General features: G+C 71.7%; 21 protein-coding genes. 6 read left to right on the top strand and 15 right to left on the bottom strand.

The window, feature by feature from the left end; all coding sequences use genetic code 11:
- Positions 1–60: 60 nt before the first annotated feature.
- From QMQ26_RS25565 to uvrA, 11 genes are all read right to left on the bottom strand, one after another.
- Positions 61–348, bottom strand: coding sequence for an RNA polymerase-binding protein RbpA (locus QMQ26_RS25565; protein WP_014138616.1), 288 nt, complete (start codon positions 346–348; stop codon positions 61–63).
- Between the two features lie 162 nt (positions 349–510).
- Positions 511–744 (bottom strand): preprotein translocase subunit SecG, encoded by a 234-nt coding sequence (gene secG, locus QMQ26_RS25560; RefSeq protein WP_100840258.1) that lies wholly within the window; start codon positions 742–744, stop codon positions 511–513.
- 87 nt (positions 745–831) lie between these two features.
- Positions 832–1,617, bottom strand: coding sequence for a triose-phosphate isomerase (gene tpiA, locus QMQ26_RS25555; RefSeq protein WP_100840259.1), 786 nt, complete (start codon positions 1,615–1,617; stop codon positions 832–834).
- A gap of 7 nt (positions 1,618–1,624) precedes the next feature.
- On the bottom strand, positions 1,625–2,830 hold the full coding sequence (locus tag QMQ26_RS25550) for a phosphoglycerate kinase (protein ID WP_100840260.1): 1,206 nt from the start codon (positions 2,828–2,830) through the stop codon (positions 1,625–1,627).
- Positions 2,831–2,994: 164 nt separating this feature from the next.
- Positions 2,995–4,002, bottom strand: coding sequence for a type I glyceraldehyde-3-phosphate dehydrogenase (gene gap / locus QMQ26_RS25545; RefSeq protein ID WP_100840261.1), 1,008 nt, complete (start codon positions 4,000–4,002; stop codon positions 2,995–2,997).
- 230 nt (positions 4,003–4,232) lie between these two features.
- Complete coding sequence (gene whiA / locus QMQ26_RS25540; protein WP_014138611.1) at positions 4,233–5,213, bottom strand: DNA-binding protein WhiA; 981 nt, start codon at positions 5,211–5,213, stop codon at positions 4,233–4,235.
- Positions 5,204–6,235: a gluconeogenesis factor YvcK family protein gene (locus QMQ26_RS25535; RefSeq protein ID WP_100840701.1), complete on the bottom strand. Its 1,032-nt coding sequence runs from the start codon at positions 6,233–6,235 to the stop codon at positions 5,204–5,206. The genes whiA and QMQ26_RS25535 overlap by 10 nt, the downstream gene beginning before the upstream one ends.
- Before the next feature lie 86 nt (positions 6,236–6,321).
- Positions 6,322–7,152: an RNase adapter RapZ gene (rapZ, locus tag QMQ26_RS25530; RefSeq protein WP_233533452.1), complete on the bottom strand. Its 831-nt coding sequence runs from the start codon at positions 7,150–7,152 to the stop codon at positions 6,322–6,324.
- A gap of 50 nt (positions 7,153–7,202) precedes the next feature.
- Entirely contained in the window at positions 7,203–9,206 is a 2,004-nt protein-coding gene (gene uvrC, locus QMQ26_RS25525) for an excinuclease ABC subunit UvrC (RefSeq protein ID WP_282202809.1), read from the bottom strand.
- A gap of 52 nt (positions 9,207–9,258) precedes the next feature.
- Entirely contained in the window at positions 9,259–9,705 is a 447-nt protein-coding gene (locus QMQ26_RS25520; protein ID WP_282202808.1) for a Rieske (2Fe-2S) protein, read from the bottom strand.
- A gap of 123 nt (positions 9,706–9,828) precedes the next feature.
- Positions 9,829–12,708: an excinuclease ABC subunit UvrA gene (uvrA, locus tag QMQ26_RS25515; protein WP_282202807.1), complete on the bottom strand. Its 2,880-nt coding sequence runs from the start codon at positions 12,706–12,708 to the stop codon at positions 9,829–9,831.
- A gap of 252 nt (positions 12,709–12,960) precedes the next feature.
- Here uvrA and QMQ26_RS25510 point away from each other — a divergent pair, with 252 nt between their 5' ends.
- Positions 12,961–13,776, top strand: coding sequence for a maleylpyruvate isomerase family mycothiol-dependent enzyme (locus tag QMQ26_RS25510; RefSeq protein ID WP_282202806.1), 816 nt, complete (start codon positions 12,961–12,963; stop codon positions 13,774–13,776).
- Positions 13,777–13,843: 67 nt separating this feature from the next.
- The gene (locus QMQ26_RS25505; RefSeq protein WP_100840267.1) at positions 13,844–14,497 is read left to right on the top strand and encodes an MBL fold metallo-hydrolase; all 654 of its coding nucleotides are present in this window, start codon (positions 13,844–13,846) and stop codon (positions 14,495–14,497) included.
- Between the two features lie 80 nt (positions 14,498–14,577).
- Here the strand turns inward: QMQ26_RS25505 and QMQ26_RS25500 are convergent, their stop codons facing one another.
- From QMQ26_RS25500 to zapE, 4 genes are all read right to left on the bottom strand, one after another.
- Complete coding sequence (locus QMQ26_RS25500; RefSeq protein WP_282202805.1) at positions 14,578–15,564, bottom strand: TerC family protein; 987 nt, start codon at positions 15,562–15,564, stop codon at positions 14,578–14,580.
- Between the two features lie 224 nt (positions 15,565–15,788).
- Positions 15,789–16,373 (bottom strand): TerD family protein, encoded by a 585-nt coding sequence (locus QMQ26_RS25495; protein ID WP_100840269.1) that lies wholly within the window; start codon positions 16,371–16,373, stop codon positions 15,789–15,791.
- A gap of 222 nt (positions 16,374–16,595) precedes the next feature.
- Complete coding sequence (gene uvrB / locus QMQ26_RS25490) at positions 16,596–18,686, bottom strand: excinuclease ABC subunit UvrB (protein ID WP_100840270.1); 2,091 nt, start codon at positions 18,684–18,686, stop codon at positions 16,596–16,598.
- 38 nt (positions 18,687–18,724) lie between these two features.
- The gene (gene zapE / locus QMQ26_RS25485) at positions 18,725–19,681 is read right to left on the bottom strand and encodes a cell division protein ZapE (RefSeq protein WP_404814204.1); all 957 of its coding nucleotides are present in this window, start codon (positions 19,679–19,681) and stop codon (positions 18,725–18,727) included.
- A 329-nt stretch (positions 19,682–20,010) separates the two neighbouring features.
- Between zapE and QMQ26_RS25480 the strand changes: the two genes are divergently transcribed.
- The 4 genes from QMQ26_RS25480 to msrB all read left to right on the top strand — a co-directional run bounded on the left by QMQ26_RS25480 (position 20,011) and on the right by msrB (position 23,319).
- Complete coding sequence (locus tag QMQ26_RS25480) at positions 20,011–20,799, top strand: pyrimidine reductase family protein (RefSeq protein WP_282202804.1); 789 nt, start codon at positions 20,011–20,013, stop codon at positions 20,797–20,799.
- 121 nt (positions 20,800–20,920) lie between these two features.
- On the top strand, positions 20,921–21,385 hold the full coding sequence (locus QMQ26_RS25475) for an indole-3-glycerol phosphate synthase (protein WP_100840273.1): 465 nt from the start codon (positions 20,921–20,923) through the stop codon (positions 21,383–21,385).
- Positions 21,386–21,541: 156 nt separating this feature from the next.
- On the top strand, positions 21,542–22,888 hold the full coding sequence (gene murC, locus QMQ26_RS25470; RefSeq protein WP_404814203.1) for a UDP-N-acetylmuramate--L-alanine ligase: 1,347 nt from the start codon (positions 21,542–21,544) through the stop codon (positions 22,886–22,888).
- Positions 22,889–22,914: 26 nt separating this feature from the next.
- Entirely contained in the window at positions 22,915–23,319 is a 405-nt protein-coding gene (gene msrB, locus QMQ26_RS25465) for a peptide-methionine (R)-S-oxide reductase MsrB (protein ID WP_100840275.1), read from the top strand.
- Positions 23,320–23,344: the final 25 nt, after the last annotated feature.

Raw genomic sequence — 23,344 nt, 5'->3', positions numbered from 1 at the left:
CCGCCCACCCGGAGGACTCTCCGGGTGGGCGGCTCTTCTCGTACGGACCTGCTGGCGCGCTCAGATCTCGCCGCGCAGCTTGGCCAGCGCCTCGGCGAGGATCGCCTCGCCGTCGGCGTCGGTGCGGCGCTCGCGGACGTAGGCGAGATGGGTCTTGTAGGGCTCGTTGCGGGCCGGGGCGGGCGGGTTGTGCTCGTCCTGGCCGGCGGGGAAGCCGCAGCGCGGGCAGTCCCAGGTGTCCGGGATCGCCGCCTCGGCGGCGAAGCTGGGGCGGGTCTCGTGCTTGTTGGCGCACCAGAAGGAGATGCGGTTGCGCGGGGCGGATTCACCGCGCTCCGCCTCGCCCATCGGGCCGGCGCCGACTCGGCTGCCTCGGATCGCGTTGCCACTTGCCACGGTCTGACTCCCTGCGTGCTGGTGCCGTCCGGCCGCGGCTGGGCGGACGGTGGCGAAGTCGTCCTAGTGTAAGCGCGAGTTAAGCCGGCGCCACCATCGCCCGCCGACTTCCTGTCAGTTGTTCTTGAGCAGCAGCCCGAGCACCACGATGCACGCGAACCACGAGATCCCGAGGATCACGGTGATGCGGTCGAGGTTGCGCTCGGCCACCGCGGAGCCGCCACCGGTCGAGGCCGCGCCGCCACCGAACATGTCGGACAGACCGCCGCCCTTGCCCTTGTGCAGCAGCACCAGCAGGATCAGCAGCACGCTGAGGACGATCAGAGCAATCTCGAACCCGAGAACCACGACGGACCAACTCTCTCGAATCTTCGGCGAAGGGGCCGGGCCCGCTCCTCGCGGTCCGGCCCCAAAGCCTACGTTGCTGCAGTGGCGTTAGCCTACTGCCTGCTCACGGTAGCGCACGATCTTGACGAACTCGTCGGCGTCCAGGGAGGCGCCGCCGATCAGGCCGCCGTCGACGTCGGGCTTGGCCATCAGACCGGCCGCCGACGAGGACTTCACCGAACCGCCGTACAGCACGCGGACCTTGCCGGCCAGCTCGGCGCCGTACAGCTCGGCGAGCCGGGCCCGGATCGCGCCGCAGACCTCCTGCGCGTCCTCGGGGGTGGCCACCTCGCCGGTGCCGATCGCCCAGACCGGCTCGTACGCGACGACGATGCTCTCGGCGTCCGAGGCCGGGACGCCGTCGAGGGCGCCGTCGAGCTGGGCCAGGGTGTACGCGACGTGGGTGCCGGCCTTGCGGATCTCCAGCGGCTCGCCGATGCACAGGATCGGGGTGATCCCGTTGCGGTAGGCGGCCTTCACCTTGGCGTTGACGATCTCCTCGTTCTCGCCGTGGTACTGGCGGCGCTCGGAGTGCCCGATCACCGCGTAGGCGACCTTGAGCTTGGCCAGCATCGGGCCGGAGACCTCGCCGGTGTAGGCCCCGCCGTCGTGCTGCGAGATGTCCTGCGAGCCGTACTTGAGCTTCAGCTTGTCGCCGTCGACCAGGGTCTGCACCGAGCGCAGGTCGGTGAACGGGACCAGGACGGCGACCTCGACGGCCTCGTAGTCCTTGTCGGCCAGCGAGAACGCCAGCTTCTGGGTGTGCTGGATGGCCTCGAGGTGGTCGAGGTTCATCTTCCAGTTGCCCGCCATCAGCGGGAGACGCTCAGTCATGTCTTTCTCAGTCCTCCAGGGCGGCGAGACCGGGAAGGGTCTTGCCCTCCAGGTACTCGAGGCTCGCGCCACCGCCGGTCGAGATGTGTCCGAACTTCGCCTCGTCGAACCCCAGGGTGCGCACCGCCGCCGCCGAGTCGCCGCCGCCGACCACGGTGAACGCGTCGGAGTCGAGCAGCGCCTGGGCGACCGCCCGGGTGCCGTCGGCGAACGCCGGGTGCTCGAAGACGCCCATCGGGCCGTTCCAGAACACGGTCTTCGCGTCGGCGATCTTCTCCGCGAACAGCTGGGCGGTCCTCGGGCCGATGTCCAGGCCGAGCGCGCCGTCCGGGATCGCGTCCACGTCGACCACCGCGTAGTCCTCGACCGGGGCGCCGGTCTTGACGTCCGGGAAGCTGCCGGAGACCGCGGTGTCCAGCGGGACCACGAACTCGACGCCCTGCTCGGCGCCGCGCTTCAGGTAGTCCTGGACGACCGGGATCTGGTCCTCCTGGAGCAGCGAGGCGCCCACGCCGTGGCCCTGGGCCGCGATGAAGGTGTACATCATGCCGCCGCCGATCAGGATGCGGTCGGCCTTGCCGAGCAGGTTCTCGATCACGCCGACCTTGTCGGAGACCTTCGAGCCGCCGAGCACCACCACGTACGGGCGGGCGACGTCCTCGGTGAGGCGCTTGAGGACGCCCACCTCGGTGGCGATCAGGTCGCCGACCGCGTGCGGCAGCCGGGCCGGGAGGTCGTAGACGGAGGCGTGCTTGCGGTGCACCGCGCCGAAGCCGTCGCCGACGTACAGGTCCGCGAGGGCGGCCAGCTGGTCGGCGAACGCGCCGCGCTCGGCGTCGTCCTTGGCGGTCTCGCCGGCGTTGAAGCGCAGGTTCTCCAGCAGCGTGACCTCGCCGTCGCCGAGGGCGGCGACGGTGGCCTTCGCGCTCTCCCCGACGGTGTCGGTGGCGAACGCCACCGGACGGCCGAGGATCTCGCCGAGGCGGACCGCCACCGGCGCGAGGGAGAACTTCGGGTCCGGCTCGCCCTTGGGACGGCCCAGGTGCGAGGCGACGACCACGCGCGCGCCGCGCTCGACGAGCTTGGCGATGGTCGGCGCGACGGCACGGATCCGGCCGTCGTCGGTGATGGTGTCACCGGACAGCGGCACGTTGAGGTCGGCGCGGACGAACACCCGCTTGCCGGAGACCTCCAGGTCTTCGATCGTCTTCACGGTCTTGCTCCTCAGGGGGTGGAACGGTGCGCAGACGGCGACACGACGGCGGGCCACCGGTATCGGGGAGTGGGACGGACGAGGGTGGGCGCAGCGGCAGGGCCCGGTCGGCGGTGACAGCCGTCCGGGCCCTGCCCCTCACGTCACGTCGACTACCGCCGGGGTCAGAGCTGGTCGCCGACCAGGGAGACCAGGTTGACCAGGCGGTTCGAGTAGCCGAACTCGTTGTCGTACCAGCCGAGCACCTTGACCTGGTTGCCCTGCGCCATGGTCAGCTGCGAGTCGAAGATGCAGGAGTGCGGGTCGTTCACGATGTCCGAGGAGACGATCGGGTCCTCGGTGTACGCCAGGTAGCCCTTGAGCGGGCCCTCCTGCGCGGCCTTCTGGAAGGCGGCGTTGACCTCGTCCTTGGTGACCTCGCGCTCCAGGGTGACCACCAGGTCGGTGATGGAGCCGGTCGGGACCGGGACGCGCAGCGAGGTGCCGTCCAGCTTGCCCTTGAGCTCCGGCAGGACCAGGGCGGTGGCCTTGGCGGCACCGGTCGAGGTCGGGATGATGTTCTGCGAGGCGGCGCGGGCGCGGCGCAGGTCCTTGTGCGGGAAGTCCAGGGTGACCTGGTCGTTGGTGAAGGCGTGCACGGTGGTCATCAGGCCCTTGACGATGCCGAAGTTCTCGTGCAGGACCTTCGCCATCGGCGCCACGCAGTTGGTGGTGCAGGAGGCGTTGGAGATGATGTCGTGCGCGGCCGCGTCGTACTTGTCGTCGTTGACGCCCAGCACGATGGTGATGTCCTCGTCGGTGGCGGGCGCCGAGATGATGACCTTCTTCGCACCGGCGGCGAGGTGCTTCTTCGCAGCCTCGGCCTTGGTGAAGATGCCGGTGGACTCGACGACGATGTCGGCGCCCAGCTCGGCCCAGGGAAGGTTGGCGGGGTCGCGCTCGGCGGTGACCTTGAAGGTGTGACCGTCGGCGGTGATGCTGTCCTCGGTGTGCGAGACCTCGCCGGGGAAGGTACCGAGAGTGGTGTCGTACTTGAGCAGGTGAGCCAGCGTCTTGGTGTCGGTCAGGTCGTTGACACCGACGATCTCGATGTCAGCGCCCTGGGACTTGACCGCACGGAAGAAGTTGCGGCCGATGCGGCCGAACCCGTTGATGCCTACCCGGATCGTCACGAACCGATCTCCTCTTAGGTACGCCGGGCCGGAGCCCGACGGGGGTGAAATTTGGGTTGTCCCCGACCACTGCTGACCCTACCTCGCCCAAGTGTCGCAAGGCACATCGCCTCACCGGTAGGGCGCGGCGGCCCGGACGTGCGCAGGGGGCGTGCGCGGCGGGCGGCGGCGGGTGCCGCTGCCTGCCGCGCACGCCCCCTGCGGTGCGCTTCGGGACGGTTGACGGGCCGTCAGTTCAGGGCCATCTCCTCGGTCAGGTTGGCCTCGGTGTTCGGCAGGCCGAGTTCGGCGGCCCGCTTGTCGGCCATCGCCAGCAGCCGACGAATCCGCCCGGCCACCGCGTCCTTGGTCAGCGGCGGGTCGGCGAGCGCGCCGAGCTCCTCCAGCGAGGCCTGCTTGTGCTGCATGCGCAGCGCGCCGGCCGCGGCCAGGTGCTCGGGCACCTCCTCGCCGAGGATCTCCAGGGCGCGCTGCACCCGGGCGCCCGCGGCGACCGCGGCCCGGGCCGAGCGGCGCAGGTTGGCGTCGTCGAAGTTGGCCAGCCGGTTGGCGGTGGCCCGCACCTCGCGGCGCATCCGGCGCTCCTCCCAGGCGAGCACCGACTCGTGCGCGCCGAGCCGGGTGAGCAGCGCGCCGATCGCGTCGCCGTCGCGGATCACCACCCGGTCGACGCCGCGCACCTCGCGGGCCTTGGCCGGGATGCCGAGCCGGCGGGCCGCGCCGACCAGGGCGAGCGCCGCCTCCGAGCCGGGGCAGGTGATCTCCAGGGAGGAGGAGCGGCCGGGCTCGGTCAGCGAGCCGTGCGCGAGGAACGCGCCGCGCCAGGCGGCCTCCGCGTCGCAGGTCGCCCCGGAGACCACCGCCGGGGGCAGGCCCCGGATCGGCCGCCCTCGTCCGTCCACCAGCCCGGTCTGCCGGGCCAGCAGCTCGCCGTCCTTCACCACCCGCACCACGTACCGGCTGCCGCGTCGCAGCCCGCCGGGGGCCATCACCACCAGATCCGAGGAGTGTCCGAAGATCTCCAGGAGGTCCTTGCGCAGCCGCCGGGCCGCAATGCCGGTGTCCAGCTCCGCCTCGATCACGATGCGGCCGCTCACAATGTGCAGTCCGCCCGCAAAACGCAGGATCGCCGAGACCTCCGCCTTGCGGCAGCAGGCACGGGTGACGGGAAGCCGGGAGATCTCGTCTTTCACCGCTGCCGTCATCGCCATGGGCCGATCCTTCCATGAGTCCGGAAAATCCGGTCGTACGCGGCGGCCAAGAGCTCCGCGTCGTGTCGCGGCGTCCCGTCGTCGCGGGCCACCGAGTCGAGCACCAGGGCGGCGCCCATCCGCTCGGCGGCCTGTTCCAGGCCGGCCAGGTCGGCCACGCCGAAGGCGCCGCCGCTGACCGCCCGCTCGTCCACCAGGATCGCATCCACGGCCAGGCCGGGGGCGTGGTCGGCGATCACCTCCAGGTGGCGCTGCGGGGTGAAGCCCTCGGTCTCGCCGGGCTGCGGGGCCAGGTTGAGGGTGAGCAGGCGGCGGGCCCGGGTCTCGGTGAGCGCCTTGGCCAGCTCGGGGACCAGCAGGTGCGGCAGCACGCTGGTGAACCAGGAGCCGGGGCCGAGCACCACCCAGTCCGCCTCCAGGACGGCCTGCACGGCCTCCGGGACGGCCGGCGGCCCGTCCGGCAGCAGCCGGATCGACTGCACGGTGCCGGGCGTGACCGCCACCGCGGCCTGGCCGCGGACCGCGGACACCTCGCCGGGCCGCAGCGGGTCGTGGCCGCGGACCTGCGCCTCGATGTCCAGCGGGACGGCCGACATCGGCAGCACCCGGCCCTGCACGTTCAGCAGCCGGCCGACCCAGTTCAGCGCCTCCACCGGGTCGCCGAGCTTCTCCCACAGCGCCACGATCAGCAGGTTGCCCACCGCGTGGCCGCCGAGCTCGCCGGTGCCGGCGAAGCGCTGCTGGATCACCTCGGACCAGGTCCGGCCCCACTCGTCGTCGCCGCAGAGCGCGGCCAGCGCCTTGCGCAGGTCGCCGGGCGGCAGCACCCCCAGCTCGGTGCGCAGCCGGCCGCTGGAGCCGCCGTCGTCGGCGACGGTGACCACGGCGGTCAGCTCGGTGGTGAGCCGGCGCAGCGCGGACAGCGAGGCGGACAGGCCCTGGCCGCCCCCCAGCGCGGCGATCTTCGGCACGCCGGGGCGCGGCTGGACGGCCCGCTCGGCCGGTCTGGTCCGGAGCTGCAGCCGCGCTGGCAGGTATCCCGTCACGCCGACCCCATGTTCCTGTCTCGTGCTCGGCCGGGGCGGCGGTGCGGGGGTTCCCCGGTCGCCTACTCCCGGCCCATGTCCCGGTGGACCAGCACCGTCTCGACCCCGTCCGCGATCAGACGCTTGGTCAGCTGCTCGGACATCGCCACGCTGCGGTGCTTGCCTCCGGTGCAGCCTACGGCAAGCGTCATGTAGCGCTTCCCCTCCCGGCGGTAGCCCTCGGTGACGATCCGCAGCAGCTCGGTGTACCCGTCCACGAACTGCTGGGCCCCGGGCTGCTGGAAGACGTACTCGGCCACCTCCGGGTCGGTCCCGGTGCGGGCCCGCAGCTCGGGCACCCAGTGCGGGTTGGGCAGGAAGCGGCAGTCCACCACCAGGTCGGCGTCGACCGGCAGGCCGTACTTGAAGCCGAAGGACATCACGGTGGCGCGCAGCTCCGGCTCGTCCTGGCCGGCGAACTGGGCGTCCATCTTGGCGCGCAGCTGGTGCACGTTGAGGTTGGAGGTGTCGACCACCAGGTCGGCCTCGCCGCGCAGCTCGCGCAGCAGCTCGCGCTCCTGGGCGATGCCGTCGACGATCCGGCCGTCGGCCTGGAGCGGGTGCGGGCGGCGGACCGACTCGAAGCGGCGCACCAGCGCGTCGTCGGAGGAGTCCAGGAAGACCACGCGCAGCCGCACGCCGCGCTTCTCCAGCTCCTCCAGCGAGGTCAGCAGGTCGTCGAAGAAGGTCCGGCCGCGGACGTCGACCACGACGCCGATCCGCGGCACCGCGCCCTGCGAGCGGGCGCCGAGGTCGACCATGGTGGGGATCAGCGCGGGCGGCAGGTTGTCGACCACGAACCAGCCGAGGTCCTCCAGGCACTTCGCGGCGGTGGAACGACCCGCCCCCGACATGCCCGAGATGATCACCAGCTCGGGGGTGGTCTCCCCCCCGTTGGACACTGTCACGTCTCTTCCCCGCTTCTCGGTACTGCTGTGGCCGTGCTGTCTTCGATGATCTCGCCGGTCGCGGTGTTGACCGCGAATGCGGCGGGTGTACGGGAGGCCAAGGCTGCGGCAACAGTCTCGGCGGTGCGGCGCCCGACCCCGGGGACCTCGCACAGTTCGTCGACGGTCGCCGCCCGCAGCTTCTTCAGCGAACCGAAGTGCTTGAGCAGGGCCCGGCGGCGAGTCTCGCCCAGCCCGGGGACCGAGTCCAGTTCCCCCGCCGTGAGCCGCTTGGCGCGCTTGGCCCGCTGGTAGGTGATGGCGAAGCGGTGCGCCTCGTCGCGGACCCGCTGGAGCAGGTACAGGCCCTCGCTGGAGCGCGGCAGCACCACCGGGTCGTCCTGGCCGGGCAGCCACACCTCCTCCAGCCGCTTGGCCAGCCCGCACACCGCGACGTCGTCGATGCCCAGCTCGTCCAACGCCCGGACGGCGGCGGCGACCTGGGGCTGCCCGCCGTCGACCACCAGCAGCTGCGGCGGGTAGGCGAAGCGCTTGGGGCGGCCGTTCTCGTCGAGCGGCGAGCCGTCCTCCTCCGGGGCCTCCTCGGGCACCGCCCACTCGCCGGTGCGCTCGCGCTCCTGGAGGTAGCGGCGGAAGCGGCGGGTGATCACCTCGTGCATCGAGCGGACGTCGTCCTGGCCCTCGAAGCCCTTGATCTGGAACCGGCGGTACTCGCTCTTGCGGGCCAGGCCGTCCTCGAACACCACCATGGACGCCACCACGTCCTCGCCCTGGAGGTGCGAGACGTCGAAGCACTCGATGCGCAGCGGCACCGAGTCCAGCTCCAGCGCCTCGGCGATCTCCTGGAGGGCGCGGCTGCGGGTGGTGAGGTCGGAGGCGCGCCTGGTCTTGTGCAGCGCCAGCGCCTGCTGGGCGTTGCGCTGCACCGTCTCCATCAGGTCCTTCTTGTCGCCGCGCTGCGGGACCCGCAGGTCGACCTGGGCGCCGCGCAGGCCGGCGAGCCACTCGTGCACGGCCTCCTCGGGCAGCGCGGGGACGAGCACCTCGCGCGGGACCTGCTCGCTGCCCTCGCCGTACAGTTGCTGGAGGGCGTGCTCGACCAGGCCCGCGGTGTCGACGTCCTCGACCTTGTCGGTGACCCAGCCGCGCTGGCCGCGCACCCGGCCGCCGCGGACGTGGAAGATCTGCACGGCGGCCTCGAGTTCGTCCTCGGCCAGGGCCAGCAGGTCGGCGTCGGTGCCGTCGGCGAGCACCACCGCGTTCTTCTCCATGGCGCGTTGCAGCGCGGCCAGGTCGTCGCGCAGCCGGGCGGCCTTCTCGTACTCCATCTCGGCGGCGGCCTGCTGCATCTGCTGTTCCAGCCGGCGCAGGTGGCCGCCCGTCCGGCCGGCCATGAAGTCGCAGAACTCCTCGGCGAGTTCGCGGTGCTCGGCGGCGCTCACCCGGCCCACGCAGGGCGCCGCGCACTTGCCGATGTAGCCGAGCAGGCAGGGGCGGCCGACCTGCTGGGCGCGCTTGAAGACGCCGTTGGAGCACGTCCGCACCGGGAAGACCCGCAGCAGCAGGTCGACCGTCTCGCGGATCGCCCAGGCGTGGCCGTACGGGCCGAAGTAGCGCACGCCCTTCTTGTGCGCCCCGCGCATCACCTGGACCCGGGGGAACTCCTCGTTCAGGGTGACGGCGAGCTCCGGGTAGCTCTTGTCGTCCCGGTACTTGACGTTGAACCGCGGGTCGAACTCCTTGATCCAGGAGTACTCCAGCTGGAGCGCCTCGACCTCGGTGGACACCACCGTCCACTCCACGGACGCCGCGGTGGTCACCATCGTCGCGGTGCGCGGGTGCAGGTTCGCCACGTCCTGGAAGTACGAGGAGAGCCGCTGGCGCAGGCTCTTCGCCTTCCCCACGTAGATGACCCGGCCGTGCGCGTCACGGAACTTGTACACCCCGGGCGAGAGCGGGATCGCCCCCGGCGCCGGTCGGTAGGTGGACGGGTCTGCCATGCCCCTACCGTACCGACTGGCGCGGACACTCCGCGGCGTCCGACGGGGTTCGTCAGCTCTTGGTGACCTGGAGGTTCCCGTTCTGCACCGCGACCCGGTAGGCGGGCAGCGGCGCGGGGGCCGGACCGTCCTGCACCGCGCCGTCGGAGATCCCGAACCGGCTGCCGTGGCACAGGCACTGGATCTGCTCCTTGACCACGCCGTTGACCAGGCAGCCGGCGTGGGTGCACTTGGCGCTGAACGCCTTGTACTCCCCCGCGGCCGGCTGGGTCACCACGACGCCCTGCTCCCGGTACACCTTCCCGCCGCCGACCGGGACGTCCGCGGCCGCGCCGAGGTCGACCGGGACGGCGGAGGCGCCCTTGCCGTCGCCCTCGGTGGCGGACGCGCCCTTGCCGTCGTCCTGGGCGGCGGAAGAGCACCCGGCCGCGGTGGCCCCGGCGAGCGCGACGGCCGCGCAGCACAGGACGGTACGGCGGGAGGCGGTGGGCTCGGGCATCGGGACTCCTCGGTGCGGGGAAGGGTCGGTGCGGGGAAGGGCGCCGAGCAACGTAGCACGCGCGCGGCGGACCGCCCGGGGAGCGACCTGCGCTCCCCGGGCGGTCCTCGCTCGCCCCCGGTGCTACTTCCTGCGCCGCTTGGCGGCGGGCGCCGCGTCCGAGACGCCCGGCAGGATGTCGCGCAGGAACTTGCCGGTGTGGCTGGCGGTGGAGGCCGCGACCTCCTCCGGGGTGCCCTCGATGACCACGCTGCCGCCGCCGGAGCCGCCCTCGGGGCCCATGTCGACCAGCCAGTCGGCGGTCTTGATGACGTCGAGGTTGTGCTCGATGACGATGACGGTGTTGCCCTTCTCGACCAGCCCCTCCAGGACCTTGATCAGCTTGCTGATGTCCTCGAAGTGCAGGCCGGTGGTGGGCTCGTCCAGGACGTAGACCGTCCGCCCGGTGGAGCGCTTCTGGAGCTCGGCGGAGAGCTTGACCCGCTGGGCCTCGCCGCCGGAGAGGGTGGTGGCGGGCTGGCCGAGCCGGACGTAGCCGAGGCCGACCTCCTTGAGCGTCCTGAGGTGGCGGGCGATCGCGGGGACGGCCTCGAAGAAGTCGAGCCCCTCCTCGATCGGCATGTTCAGCACCTCGGCGATGGACTTGCCCTTGTAGTGGACCTCCAGCGTCTCCCGGTTGTAGCGGTCGCCGTGGCAGACCTCGCAGGGGACGTAGACGTCCGGCAGGAAGTTCATCTCGATCTTGATGGTGCCGTCGCCGGAGCAGTTCTCGCAGCGGCCGCCCTTGACGTTGAACGAGAACCGGCCGGGCAGGTAGCCGCGGACCTTGGCCTCCTGGGTCTCCGCGAACAGCTTGCGCACGTGGTCGAAGACGCCGGTGTAGGTGGCCGGGTTGGAGCGCGGGGTCCGGCCGATCGGCGACTGGTCGACGTGCACCACCTTGTCGACCAGGTCGGTGCCGGTGATCCGGGTGTGCCGGCCGGGGACGCTGCGGGCGCCGTTCAGCTCGCGGGCCAGGTGCGCGTACAGGATGTCGTTGACCAGCGTGGACTTGCCGGAGCCGGAGACGCCGGTGACGGCGGTGAAGGTGCCCAGCGGGAAGGCGACCGTGACGTCCTTGAGGTTGTGCTCGCGGGCGCCGTGCACCACCAGCTGGCGCTTCTTGTCGCGCGGGCGGCGGGTCGCCGGGATCGGGATGGCGCGCTTGCCCGACAGGTACTGGCCGGTCAGCGACTCGTCGTTGGCCAGCAGCTCCTCCAGCGAGCCGGAGTGCACCACCTTGCCGCCGTGCTCGCCGGCGCCGGGGCCGATGTCGACGATCCAGTCGGCGGTCTTGATGGTGTCCTCGTCGTGCTCGACGACGATCAGCGTGTTGCCGATGTCGCGCAGCCGGACCAGGGTCTCGATCAGCCGGTGGTTGTCGCGCTGGTGCAGGCCGATGGACGGCTCGTCCAGCACGTACAGCACGCCGACCAGGCCGGAGCCGATCTGGGTGGCCAGCCGGATGCGCTGGGCCTCGCCGCCGGAGAGGGTGCCGGCGGCGCGGTTGAGCGAGAGGTAGTCGAGGCCGACGTCCACCAGGAAGCGCAGCCGCTCCAGCACCTCCTTGAGCACCCGCTCGGCGATCTGCTTGTCCCGGCGGTCCAGCCGCAGCGCACCCAGGAAGTCCGCGCAGTCGCTGATCGACATCGCGGAGACCTCGGCGATGGACTTCTCCATCACCGTGACGGCCAGCACCACCGGCTTGAGCCGGGTGCCCTTGCAGGTCGGGCAGGGCACCTCGCGCATGTAGCCCTCGAAGCGCTCGCGCCCGGCGTCGCTCTCCGACTCGGAGTGCCGGCGCGTCACGAACGGGACGACACCCTCGAAGGCGGTGGTGTAGGAGCGCTCGCGGCCGTAGCGGTTGCGGTAGCGGACCTCGACCTGGGTCTTGTGGCCGTACAGCAGCGCCTTGCGGGCCCGGACCGGCAGCCCGGCCCACGGGATGTCGGTGCGGAAGCCGAGCTCGCCGGCCAGCGCGTTGACCAGCCGCTGGAAGTACTCCTTGGTGGCGCCCTGCGACCAGGGGTGGATGGCGCCCTCGTCGAGCGACTTCTCCTCGTCGGGGACGAGCAGCTCCGGGTCGACCTCCATCCGGTTGCCCAGGCCCGAGCAGTCCGGGCAGGCGCCGAACGGGGAGTTGAAGGAGAAGGAGCGCGGCTCCAGCTCCTCGAAGGAGACGTCGTCGTACGGGCAGTAGAGGTGCTCCGAGAACATCTTCTCGCGCTCGGGGTCGTCCTCCGCCAGGTCGACGAAGTCGAGCACCACCATGCCGCCGGCCAGCTTGAGCGCGGTCTCCACCGAGTCGGTGAGCCGGCGCTTGGCGCCCGCCTTCACGGTGAGGCGGTCGATGACCACCTCGACGGTGTGCTTCTCCTGCTTCTTGAGCACCGGCGGCTCGGTCAGCTGGACGGTCTGCCCGTCCACCCGGGCCCGGGCGTAGCCCTTGGACTGGAGATCGGCGAAGAGGTCGACGAACTCGCCCTTGCGCTCCCGGACCACCGGGCTGAGCACCTGGAACCGGGTGCCCTCGGGCAGCTCCAGCACCTTGTCGACGATGGCCTGCGGCGACTGCCGGGCGATCGGGCGCCCGCAGTGCGGGCAGTGCGGCTTGCCGATCCGGGCGAACAGCAGGCGCAGGTAGTCGTACACCTCGGTGATGGTGCCGACGGTGGAACGGGGGTTGCGGCTGGTGGACTTCTGGTCGATCGAGACGGCCGGGGAGAGGCCCTCGATGAAGTCCACGTCCGGCTTGTCCATCTGCCCGAGGAACTGCCGGGCGTACGAGGACAGCGACTCGACGTAGCGCCGCTGGCCCTCGGCGAAGATCGTGTCGAAGGCGAGGGAGGACTTGCCGGACCCGGAGAGGCCCGTGAAGACGATGAGGGAGTCCCTGGGCAGGTCGAGCGAGACGTTCTTGAGGTTGTGCTCACGTGCACCACGGACGACGAGGCGGTCTGCCACTGCTACTGGCGCCTTTCTCCGGGTCGAAGGGAGGAGGGAGATGTGCTTCTTCGTGCTTCTTCCAGGATGCGCCCGCCAGCGTACTGGCTCATTCGTTCGAATCTGAGCCGGTCGGCCGGGGCCACCCGGACGGGTGAACGGCACCCGCGCTCGACGGTAGCGTCAACGACTGACAACCGGCCCGGGCAACGCCCCGGTGCCCGCACCGCACCGCCTCGACCCGTTTTCCCGACCGTCGAAAGGCCATGCCCGATGAGCGACGCCACCACCGCGGCCACCACCGCCGCGGCCGCCGCAGCCGAGCGGCTGCGGGCCACCGCGGAGAGCACCGACCTGCTGCTGCACACCCTCGCCGAGCTGGAGCCCGCGGCGGTGTTCGAACCCTCCGCGCTGTCCGGCTGGACCCGCGGGCACCTGCTGACCCACCTCGCCCGCAACGCGGACTCCCTGGTCAACCTGCTCACCGGCGCCCGCACCGGGCGGCAGGTCCCGCAGTACGCCACCCCGGAGACGCGGGACGCCGACATCGAGGCCGGGGCCGGACGCCCGCTGGCCGAACAGGTCGCCGACCTCCGGGAGAGCCAGCGGCGCTTCCAGGACTTCGCCGCCGGGCTGGAGCCCGAGCACTGGGCCGCCCCGATCACCCACCGCGACGGCACCGTCTTCCCGGCCTGGCAGGTGCCGGGGAAGCGGCTGATCGAGCTGGAGTACCACCACGTCGACCTGAACGCCGGCTACACCCCGGCGCACTGGCCCGAGCCGTTCGCCGTCGCCGAGTTCCAGCGGCTGGGCGCGCGCCTCGCCGCGCGGGACGGCCTGCCCGACCTGCTGCTGGTCGCCGAGGACGCCGGGCTCCGGGTCCGGCTCGGCGGCGGCGGTGACAGCAGCGGCGACGGCGGTGGCGCCGACGACGGCGGGGCGCCCGGGCTGGTCGCCGAGGGCCCGGTGCGGGCGCTCACCGGCTGGCTGTCCGGCCGCTCGGACGGGGACGGCCTCCAGGTCCACCGCGGCGACGAGGGCCTGGTCGACCCCCGGAGCGCGCTGCCCGCGCTCCCCCCGATGGGATGATGGGCCGCGAGTGGACGGAATTGACGGAACCGGCGGAACAGCCCGGCGGCGAGCGAGGAGCGGCGTGATGACGTACCACGGAGCGGTGAAGGTCGGCGGGGCACCGGACGTCCGGGAGCTGGCCCACCTGATCATCACCAAGGTCGCGGTCGGACCGCACCACAACAACGCGTACCTGCTGCGCTGCCGGGCCACCGACGAGCAGTTGCTGATCGACGCCGCCGCCGACGCGCCGGTGCTGCTGGAGACCGTCGGCCCCCGGCTGGCCGCGGTGGTCACCACCCACCGGCACCGCGACCACTGGGGCGCGCTGGCCGAGGTGGTCGCCGTCACCGGGGCCCGCACCATGGCCGGGCGGATCGACGCCGAGGGCATCGACGTGCCCACCGACCTCCCGCTGGAGGACGGCTCGGTGGTCCGCTTCGGGCAGGTCGAGCTGACCGTCCGCCACCTGGTGGGCCACACCCCCGGCGCGATCGTGCTGCTCTACGACGACCCGCAGGGCCACCCCCACCTGTTCACCGGCGACTGCCTGTTCCCGGGCGGCGTGGGCAACACCTGGGGCGACCCGGCGGCCTTCGACTCGCTGTTCCGGGACGTCAACGAGAAGGTCTTCGACCGGCTCCCGGACGAGACCTGGGTCTACCCGGGCCACGGCGACGACACCACCCTGGGCGCCGAGCGCCCGCACCTGCCGGAGTGGCGCGAGCGCGGCTGGTGAGCACGACGGCCCGGGGCCCCCGCCGCACGACTGCGGCGGGGGCCCCGGGCATCACGGCCGGCTCAGGGCCGCGGGCCGGATCAGGCGTCGATCTTCGCGGGCTCCTCGGCCCGCTCGGCCCGCTGCTGCTTCCGCGCGGTGACCAGGCTGGTCACGGTGGTGACCGCCAGGGTCAGCACGATGAAGCCCAGCGAGACCGGGATGCTGATCTCCGGCACGTGCACGCCGCTCTCGTGCAGCGCGTGCAGCACCAGCTTGACGCCGATGAAGCCGAGGATCACCGACAGGCCGTAGGAGAGGTGGACCAGCTTCTTCAGCAGGCCGCCGATCAGGAAGTACAGCTGGCGCAGGCCCATCAGCGCGAAGGCGTTGGCCGTGAAGACGATGTACGGGTCCTGGGTGAGGCCGAAGATGGCCGGGATCGAGTCCAGGGCGAACAGCACGTCGGTGGTGCCGATGGCCAGCATCACGATCAGCATCGGGGTCATCAGCCGGCGGCCGTTCTCCCGGATCAGCAGCTTGGTCCCGTGGTAGCGGTCGGTGGACGGGAAGCGCCGCTCGATCGACTTGAGCAGGCGGTTCTCCTCGAACTCCTCCTCTTCCTCGTCGGCCCGGGCCTCCTTGATCAGCTTCCAGGCCGTCCAGACCAGGAAGGCGCCGAAGAGGTAGAACACCCAGGAGAAGTTCGACACCACCGCCGCGCCGCCGGCGATGAAGACCGCCCGCAGCACCAGGGCGATGATCACGCCGAACATCAGCACCCGCTGCTGGTAGATCCTGGGCACCGCGAACTTGCCCATGATCAGGATGAACACGAACAGGTTGTCGACGCTGAGCGACTTCTCGGTGATGTAGCCGGCGAAGAACTCGCCGGACGGCTTCCCGCCGCCGTACCACCAGAGGAAGCCGCCGAACAGCCCGGCCAGGGCCACCCAGACCGCCGTCCAGATGCCGGCCTCCTTCACGGAGACCTCGTGCGGCTTGCGGCCGCCGATGAAGAAGTCGGCCACGATCAGGGCGATCAGCACCGCGATGGTGCCGGCCCACAGGCCCGCGGATACGTCCATGTCTGCTCCTCCGGCAGATAGGCGAACACTCGTCACTGCCGGAGGTCTCTTCCGCCGCGCGGCCCGCACCTGGCGGGTGCCGCACGGCCAGCGCCCCGGGGCGCCGCGATGGGCGCCCGTGATGACGGGGTCGCTGAACGGGGAATACTCCCCTCCGCTCCCAGAAGGTTAACAGGAAGCCCAAGGAAAGGTAAAGAAGGTAAAGGAGCCGCGCTGCCGAGCGGTCAGAGGAACGGCTCGATGAAGGGCAGCATGTCCCGGAAGGTGCGGCCGCTGGCCGGGGCGCCGATGGCGGTCATCTTCCAGCCGCTCTCGCCGTCCCGCTCGACCTTGGCCATGATCTGCCCGGTGTGCGGGCCGCCGCCGGTCAGCTCGTAGCGGGCCAGCTCCTTGCCGGTGGTCTCGTCGACCAGCCGGCAGTGCGCGTTCTGCACCTCCATGAAGTTCTGGCCGCTGTACGAGCTGACGGTGAAGACGATCTGGGTGACCCGGTGGGGCACCTTGGTCAGGTCGACCAGGATGCTCTCGTCGTCGCCGCCCGCCCCGACCCCGCCGACCAGGTTGTCGCCGGTGTGCCGGACCGAGCCCTCGTTGCTGACCAGGTGGGAGAAGAACACCACGTCGCTCATCGCCTTGCCGTCGTACAGCAGGGCGGACGCGTCGAGGTCGATCTCCTTGGGGCGGCGGCTGAAGAAGCCGCGCTTGCCGGGGGCGGACTTCCACCCGAGGCCCATCCGGACCACGGACAGGGTCTCGCCGGTGGACTTCAACAGGCTCACGCTCTGGCCCTTGGCCAGGTTCACGGACACGCTGCCGACCTCTGCTTCCTCCGGGCCCCGCCCGGCGTCCTGTCGCACCTCCGGCCGTACCCGGAACATCCCGGCCCCGGGCAGACCGCGCCCCACCCTACGCCGACGCGCCGCCGTTGCACCGCCGGTGCGGCGCCGAAGGGTCGGGCTGTGGCCAAACTACGACACAACGGCACCCGCCGGACGGGGAATCACCCCCGTCCGGCCGCGGGTGACGCCGGATCAGGCCATTCCCGCCTCGCGCATCTGCCGCAGCTCGCGCTTGAGTTCCTTGACCTCGTCGCGCAGCCGGGCCGCCACCTCGAACTGCAGCTCGGCCGCGGCGGTGTGCATCCGGTCGGTCATGCCCTGGATCAGCTCGGCGAGTTCGGCCGCGGGCAGGCTCTTGGCGGGCTTGCGATCGATGCCCAGCGCCGGGACCGGCGCCTTGCCCTTGCCCTGCTGCCGGTAGCCGGTGGCGAGCAGCTCCTCGGTGTCGACGTCCTCCCCGGCCATGGTGGAGAGCAGGTCGCCGATCTTCTTCCGCAGCGGCTGCGGGTCGATCCCGTGCTCCTCGTTGTACGCCTGCTGGACGGCGCGCCGGCGGTTGGTCTCGCTGATCGCCAGCTCCATCGCCGGGGTGATCTTGTCGGCGTACATGTGCACCTGGCCGGAGACGTTGCGCGCGGCGCGGCCGATGGTCTGGATCAGCGAGGTGCCGGAGCGCAGGAAGCCCTCCTTGTCCGCGTCCAGGATCGCGACCAGCGAGACCTCGGGCAGGTCGAGGCCCTCGCGGAGCAGGTTGATGCCGACCAGCACGTCGTACTCGCCGGCCCGCAGCTCGCGCAGCAGCTCGATCCGGCGCAGCGTGTCGACGTCGCTGTGCAGGTAGCGGACCCGGATGTCGAGGCCGAGGAAGTAGTCGGTGAGGTCCTCGGCCATCTTCTTGGTCAGCGTGGTGACCAGGACGCGCTCGTCCTTCTCCACCCGCTGCCGGATCTCGTGCACCAGGTCGTCGATCTGGCCCTCGGTGGGCTTGACGATCACCTCGGGGTCGATCAGGCCGGTCGGGCGGATGATCTGCTCGACCTGGCCGTCGCCGCGGGCCAGCTCGTACTTGCCCGGGGTGGCCGACAGGTAGACGGTCTGGCCGATCCGCTGCTGGAACTCCTCCCACTTCAGCGGCCGGTTGTCCATCGCCGAGGGCAGCCGGAAGCCGTGCTCGACCAGGGTGCGCTTGCGCGAGGCGTCGCCCTCGTACATCGCGCCGATCTGCGGGACGGTGACGTGCGACTCGTCGATGACCAGGAGGAAGTCCTCCGGGAAGTAGTCGAGCAGGGTGTTCGGCGGGGAGCCGGGCTCGCGGCCGTCGAAGTGCATCGAGTAGTTCTCCACGCCCGAGCAGGTGCCGATCTGGCGGAGCATCTCGATGTCGTAGGTGGTGCGCATCCGCAGCCGCTGGGCCTCCAGCAGCTTGCCCTGCTTCTCCATCCGGGCCAGCGTCTGCTCCAGCTCGGCCTCGATGCCGCCGATCGCCCGCTCCATCCGCTCCGGGCCGGCCACGTAGTGCGAGGCGGGGAAGACGTAGACCGAGTCGTCCTGGCTGATCACCTCGCCGGTCAGCGGGTGCAGCGTGTACAGCGCCTCGATCTCGTCGCCGAACATCTCGATCCGGACGGCGAGCTCCTCGTAGACCGGGAAGATCTCGACCGTGTCGCCGCGGACCCGGAAGGTGCCGCGGGTGAACGCCAGGTCGTTGCGGGTGTACTGGATGTCGACGAAGCGGCGCAGCAGGGCGTCCCGGTCGACCTCCTCGCCGACCTTCAGGCGGACCATCCGGTCGACGTACTCCTGCGGGGTGCCGAGGCCGTAGATGCAGGAGACGGACGCGACCACGATCACGTCCCGCCGGGTGAGCAGGCTGTTGGTGGCGGAGTGGCGCAGCCGCTCGACCTCCTCGTTGATCGAGGAGTCCTTCTCGATGTAGGTGTCCGTCTGCGGGACGTACGCCTCGGGCTGGTAGTAGTCGTAGTACGAGACGAAGTACTCGACCGCGTTGTTCGGCAGCAGCTCGCGGAACTCGTTCGCCAGCTGGGCGGCCAGCGTCTTGTTCGGCGCCATCACCAGGGTGGGGCGCTGGAGCTTCTCGATCATCCAGGCCGTGGTGGCCGACTTGCCGGTGCCGGTCGCGCCGAGCAGGACGACGTCCTTCTCGCCCGCGCGGACGCGGCGCTCCAGCTCGGCGATGGCCGCCGGCTGGTCACCGTTGGGTTGGTAGGGGCTGACGACCTCGAAGGGCGCCACGGACCGCTCGATACTCGTGATGGGACGCACGCCCTCCACGGTACGACCGGCCACCGACAACGCGGTGGTTACTTCGCGGAGTCCCGGGCCAGCGCGACCAGCCGGGAGACCGCCCGCAGGTACTTCTTGCGGTAGCCGCCGCGCAGCATCTCCTCGGTGAACACCCGGTCGAACGGCACGCCCGAGGCGGTGACCGGCAGCTCCCGGTCGTACATCCGGTCGGCCAGCACCACCAGCCGCAGCGCGGTCGCCTGGTCGTCCACCTGCCGCACCCCGCGCAGGAACACCGCGCCCACCTCGTCCAGCAGCGCGCCGTACCGGCTGGGGTGCACCTCCTTCAGGTGCTCCAGCAGCGCGTCGAAGTCGTCCAGCGACGCGCCCGGGGTGCGGGCCGCGCGGGCGGTCACCTCGGCGTCGGTGTACGGCGGCGGGGCGTCGGGCAGGCCGCGGTGCCGGTAGTCCTGGCCGTCGATCCGCACCGGGCGGAAGTGCGCGGACAGGCCCTGGATCTCCCGCATGAAGTCGGCGGCGGCGAACCGGCCCTCGCCGAGCTTCTCCGGCAGCGTGTTCGAGGTCGCGCACAGCTTGACGCCGTTCTCCACCAGCCGGCCCAGCAGGGTCGACACCAGCACGGTGTCGCCCGGGTCGTCCAGTTCGAACTCGTCGATGCAGAGCAGCCGGTGCGAGCTGAGCGTCCGCACCGCGCCCTGGAAGGTCAGCGCGCCCACCAGGTTGGTCAGCTCCACGAACGTCCCGAACGCCTTCGGGCCGGGCACCGCGTGCCAGAGCGAGGCCAGCAGGTGCGTCTTCCCCACGCCGTACCCGCCGTCCAGGTAGATCCCGGCCGGCCCGGTGGGCGCGGGGGCGGAGCGGCGGAACCAGCCGCGCTTCGGCGGCTCGGCGGCGCTGTTCAGCCCGGCGGCGAAGGACTCCAGGATCTGGACGGCCTCGTACTGGCTCGGCTGCGAGGAGTCCGGCAGGTAGCTGCCGAAGCTCACCCCGGCGAAGCGCGGCGGCGGCACCATCTCGGCGACCAGCCGCTCGGCCGGCACCACCGGTCGCCGATCGGTCAGGGCTATCGCGGTGTGAATATCGGACTCCGAGGCAGCAGACACGGAACAACAGGGTACTCGCGCCACGAGAACCGCTGCGCGGCCGGGCGAGGGCAGGGGCGCGGGGAGACCTGCGCGGCCCGGGCGAGCACGCACCGCAGGATCGCGACGCGGGGCGGGAGCCCGCACTGTGCCGCGACCTCGCTGACGTGCTCCTCCCGCAGCGCGCAGTTCCCCGCGCCCCTGTCGGTGCGCTCACCGTCGGTGCGCTTCCTCTCCCCACCCCCTGCGAGACTCGGGGCATGAGGCAACTGATCGGCGACACCCCCGGCACTCCCGGCACCCCCGAGTGGCTGGCGCAGGCGTACGCGTACCCGGCGGAGGGGACGTGGCTGCGGGCGAACATGGTCACCTCGCTGGACGGGTCGGCCCGGCTGGACGGGCTCTCGGAGGGGCTGTCCGGCGAGGCGGACAAGCGGATCTTCGGGGTGCTGCGGGCGCTGTGCGACGTGGTGCTGGTGGGGGCCGAGACGGTGCGGGCGGAGGGCTACCGGCCGGCCCGGGCCCGGGCCGGCTTCGCGGCGCGGCGGGCCGCCGCGGGCCAGCTGCCGGCACCGGTGATCGCGGTGGTGTCGCGGAGCCTGGAGCTGGACCTGTCGGCGCCGCTGTTCACCGAGCCGCTGGTGCCCACGGTGGTGGTCACCACCGTCGACGCGCCGGCCGACCGTCTGGCCGAGGTCGCCGCCGCAGCCGATGTGATCACCGCAGGAACGGGCTCGGTGGACCTCCCCCGGGCGGTGGCCGCGCTCACGGAGCGTGGTTGGCGCCGCCAGCTCACGGAGGGCGGGCCCCGCCTGCTCGGTCAGCTCGCGGCGGACGGCCTGCTGGACGAGTTGTGCCTGTCGGTGGCTCCCCTGGTGACGGCGGGTGATTCACCGAGGATCGTGAACGGGCCGGGAATCCCGGACGTCCGACCGATGCGGCTGGTGTCATTGATCGAGGAGAAAGGTTTCCTCTTCACCCGCTATCTGCGGCCGACCGATCCGGACCGCTCCCCGAGCGTCCCAGCCCGCACCCGCGCCACATCCTGACCGATGTGGATCATGTGATCCGTGTGGCGCGTGTGCAGCGTGAGGAATCCTTCCTCCGGGCACTATGAAGGAGGGGAGCAGGGAGCCGGACCCGGGGGCCCGCACCAGCGAAGGGACTCACGTGTTCAAGACCGTACTGATGATCGAAAAGGCGCTCTCCGACGCCGACGTGGAGCTGGTCACCACGCTCCACGGCGAGGAGAAGGTCTCCTTCGTCGTCCTGATGCAACCGCGCGGCAAGCAGGACGAGTTGCTGCGCGCCCTGGACGACGTGGCCCTCGGCCATCTGGACAAGGCGGTGCACGAACGCGACGAGGGCGAGGAGGAGACGCCGACCCTCGCGGGCGAGTCCCTCGAACACAGCCTGCGCCACCTGCGGCGCGCCGGGGCGGAGGCGGTCGGCGAGGTGGTCGAGGCGCACCCGCTGGTGCGGCTGCGCGAGGTGGTGGAGGAGAACCGGGCCGACGAGGTGCTGGTGCTGACCTCGCCGCACTTCGTCGAGGAGTTCTTCCACCGGGACTGGGCCTCCCGCGCCCGGCACGAGGTGGGCGTCCCGGTGCTCAAACTGTTCGCCAGCGAAGCCTGACCGCCCTCCCGGTTAGGGCAGAATCGTCCCGTGCGTCCTCGTAGCTACACGGCGCACGGGACGATCCCACCTCCTCACGCCCGTACGGAGCCAGCCTTGAACGACGCCGCCCACGACCTGCACGCCCCGCACTTCATCGGCATCGGCGGCGCCGGCATGTCCGGCCTGGCGAAGATCCTCGCGGTGCGCGGCGCGACCGTCTCGGGTTCCGACGCGAAGGAGTCGGAGACCGTGCGGGCGCTGCGCGAGCTGGGCGCGACGGTGTTCGTCGGGCACGCGGCGGAGCACCTCCCGGCCGGAACCAGCAGCGTGGTGGTCTCCAGCGCGATCCGCGCCGACAACCCGGAGCTGGTGGCCGCGCGGGAGCGCGGCGTCCCGGTGGTGCACCGCTCGGACGCGCTGGCGGCGCTGATGGGCGGCCGCCGGGCGCTCGCGGTGGCGGGCACCCACGGCAAGACCACCACCACCTCGATGCTGGCGGTCAGCCTGGGCGAGCTGGGCCTGGAGCCCTCGTACGCGATCGGGGGCGACCTGGACGCGCCGGGGTCGAACGCGCACCACGGGGCGGGCGAGATCTTCGTCGCGGAGGCGGACGAGAGCGACCGCAGCTTCCACAAGTACGCGCCCGAGGTGGCGATCGTGCTGAACGTGGAGCTGGACCACCACGCCAACTACGCGTCGATCGAGGAGATCTACGAGTCCTTCGAGACCTTCGTCGGCCGGCTCCAGCCCGGCGGCACCCTGGTGGTCTCCGCCGACCACGCGGGCGCCCGCGAGCTGACCCGCCGGGTGGCCGGGCGGGACGGGCTGAACGTGGTGACGGTCGGCGCCGCCGAGGACGCCGACCTGCGGGTGCGGAAGGTCGAGGCGCGCGGCATGACCAGCGAGGTGACGGTCGAGCTGGACGGCGAGCCGCTGACCTTCACCGTCTCGGTGCCCGGCCGGCACTACGCGCACAACGCGGTGGCGGCGCTGGCCGCGGGCATCGCGCTGGGCGTCCCGGCCGACGGGCTGGCGAAGGCGCTGGGCGCGTACACCGGGGTGCGGCGGCGGCTCCAGCTCAAGGGCGAGGCGCGCGGCGTGCAGGTGATCGACTCCTACGCGCACCACCCCACCGAGATGGCCGCCGACCTGGAGGCGATCCGGGAGGCGGCGGGCGCGGGCCGGGTGCTGGTGGTCTTCCAGCCGCACCTGTTCTCCCGCACCCAGCAGCTCGCCGAGGAGATGGGCGGGGCGCTGGCGCTGGCCGACGCCTCGGTGGTGCTGGACATCTACCCGGCCCGCGAGGACCCGATCCCCGGCGTCACCGCCGAGCTGATCATCGACGCGGCCCGCCGGGCCGGCGCCGACGTCCGGGCCGAGCACGACTTCGCCGCCGCCCCCGCGCTGCTGGCCGCGCTGGCCGCCCCCGGCGACCTGGTGCTGACCATGGGCGCGGGCGACGTCACCAACCTGGGCCCGGAAATTCTGGCCGCCCTGGCCGACGTTGCACCTGCTGTCTGACGTCCCCGTCCGAGCTGGAGAGTGCCGTGAGCTACGAGGTCCAGAAGTCCGACGCCGAGTGGCGCGCCGAGCTGACTCCGGAGGAGTACCACGTGCTCCGCGAGGCCGGTACCGAGCGGCCGTTCGTCGGCGAGTACACCGACACCAAGACGGTCGGCGTGTACAGCTGCCGGGCGTGCGGCGCGGAGCTGTTCAGCAGCGAGACCAAGTTCGACAGCCACTGCGGGTGGCCGTCGTACTACTCGCCGCTGGCCGGTGACTCGGTGGAGTACCTGGAGGACAGCAGCCTCGGCATGCGCCGGGTCGAGGTGCGCTGCAAGAAGTGCGGCAGCCACCTGGGGCACGTCTTCGAGGGCGAGGGGTACGACACCCCGACCGACCAGCGGTACTGCATCAACTCGATCTCGCTGCGGTTCGAGCCCGCCGAGTAGGCCCCGCGCCCGCCCGCCCGCGTGG

Origin of the sequence: Kitasatospora fiedleri, assembly GCF_948472415.1 — a bacterium.
Taxonomy (GTDB): Bacteria; Actinomycetota; Actinomycetes; order Streptomycetales; family Streptomycetaceae; genus Kitasatospora; species Kitasatospora fiedleri.
Note: the sequence above shows the minus strand (reverse complement) of the source record. Positions and strands in the feature narration are given on the sequence as shown.

Excerpts from the sequence above, each read along its gene's own strand:
- murC (WP_404814203.1), top strand. The coding sequence starts at position 21,542 with ATGTCCGGCCTGGCGAAGATCCTCGCGGTGCGCGGCGCGACCGTCTCG.
- QMQ26_RS25510 (WP_282202806.1), top strand. The coding sequence starts at position 12,961 with ATGAGCGACGCCACCACCGCGGCCACCACCGCCGCGGCCGCCGCAGCC.
- zapE (WP_404814204.1), bottom strand. The coding sequence starts at position 19,681 with ATGGTGCCGCCGCCGCGCTTCGCCGGGGTGAGCTTCGGCAGCTACCTG.
- QMQ26_RS25520 (WP_282202808.1), bottom strand. The coding sequence starts at position 9,705 with ATGCCCGAGCCCACCGCCTCCCGCCGTACCGTCCTGTGCTGCGCGGCC.
- QMQ26_RS25565 (WP_014138616.1), bottom strand. The coding sequence starts at position 348 with ATGGGCGAGGCGGAGCGCGGTGAATCCGCCCCGCGCAACCGCATCTCC.
- whiA (WP_014138611.1), bottom strand. The coding sequence starts at position 5,213 with ATGGCGATGACGGCAGCGGTGAAAGACGAGATCTCCCGGCTTCCCGTC.
- QMQ26_RS25505 (WP_100840267.1), top strand. The coding sequence starts at position 13,844 with ATGACGTACCACGGAGCGGTGAAGGTCGGCGGGGCACCGGACGTCCGG.
- QMQ26_RS25480 (WP_282202804.1), top strand. The coding sequence starts at position 20,011 with ATGAGGCAACTGATCGGCGACACCCCCGGCACTCCCGGCACCCCCGAG.
- tpiA (WP_100840259.1), bottom strand. The coding sequence starts at position 1,617 with ATGACTGAGCGTCTCCCGCTGATGGCGGGCAACTGGAAGATGAACCTC.
- rapZ (WP_233533452.1), bottom strand. The coding sequence starts at position 7,152 with ATGTCGGGGGCGGGTCGTTCCACCGCCGCGAAGTGCCTGGAGGACCTC.
- uvrC (WP_282202809.1), bottom strand. The coding sequence starts at position 9,206 with ATGGCAGACCCGTCCACCTACCGACCGGCGCCGGGGGCGATCCCGCTC.
- QMQ26_RS25500 (WP_282202805.1), bottom strand. The coding sequence starts at position 15,564 with ATGGACGTATCCGCGGGCCTGTGGGCCGGCACCATCGCGGTGCTGATC.